This window comes from Acinetobacter sp. ATCC 27244 (assembly GCF_000156555.1).
GTDB classification, from domain to species: Bacteria; Pseudomonadota; Gammaproteobacteria; order Pseudomonadales; family Moraxellaceae; genus Acinetobacter; species Acinetobacter haemolyticus.
The window spans coordinates 1-941 of record NZ_GG665957.1; the positions used below are offsets into that span (position 1 = coordinate 1).

The following is a 941-nucleotide window of genomic DNA, read 5'->3' on the forward strand; positions in this document are numbered from 1 at the left end:
GATATTTTTTCAAAAGATTGATGCGTCAAAACTGTTCTTAGAACGGTTGTTCAGCCATTATGGTTTTGTTTTTAGCCCATCTGTTTTAATTACGTCTATCGCTTTGTGTAAAATTCAAGATGAGCTTAATTATCAGGAATTTTCTAAGCCCTCAGGCGCACAATTGATACGACTTTGTGCTGATATTCGGCAACTGCTTGATCAGCCTTTAAGCAATTTTGCAAACGATTTAAGACACTACCTTGGGCAGAACCCAAATAATGAATTTAAGACGCATGTTCTTCCTAGTTTGAATCAGTATATCGAAACGCTATACCAAAGTGGTAAGAAAGCAAAAACCTTAAGCGCATTGATTAAATCAAATCAGGAACAGGCAAGTCGGGCCAAGAGTCAGTACGAAACTTATTGGACACAAAAAAAGGCATTTGCTGGGGAAAATATTTTTATTTCCTGTGAAGTTAAATGTGCCCATTTTGCATCAAATTTTAAGGCCATTGATCATATTTTTAAAACGACCATTGATAAACTGAATAAGGATACGTCGATACAGCTTCTAGCATATTTGGGGTGTTGGGACATATTGGGTCATGCTGCTCAAATCAACTCGGCTAACATAACTTTTCTATTTTCGGTCTGTAAACGTGATATTGCCATGAAGATGGATTTCATTCAGCACTTTATGCAAAAGTTAGAATTTGTATGCAAAAAATATAACGACACCCAAACTGAAAGTGATGATCAAGTCTCAATAACACAAACGGAAGATCGTTTTTCAACTTTAGTTATCAGAAAACTTAAAGCAGGGCTTATGCAGGGGGAAGAAAAAGCCACGATTGATGCATGGTTCCATTATGTTAGTCAAAAGCCGTCATACCTGAAGATATTACTTGATGGAGAAATCAAGCGCGCAATCAAGGGATCGTCAAACTACAAGGGACGAT

At 37.1% G+C, this 941-nt stretch carries 1 protein-coding gene; it reads left to right on the forward strand.

Annotated elements, in window-relative coordinates:
- Positions 1–941 (forward strand): hypothetical protein (locus tag HMPREF0023_RS16750; protein WP_008941962.1); only part of this gene is annotated, 941 nt, incomplete at both ends.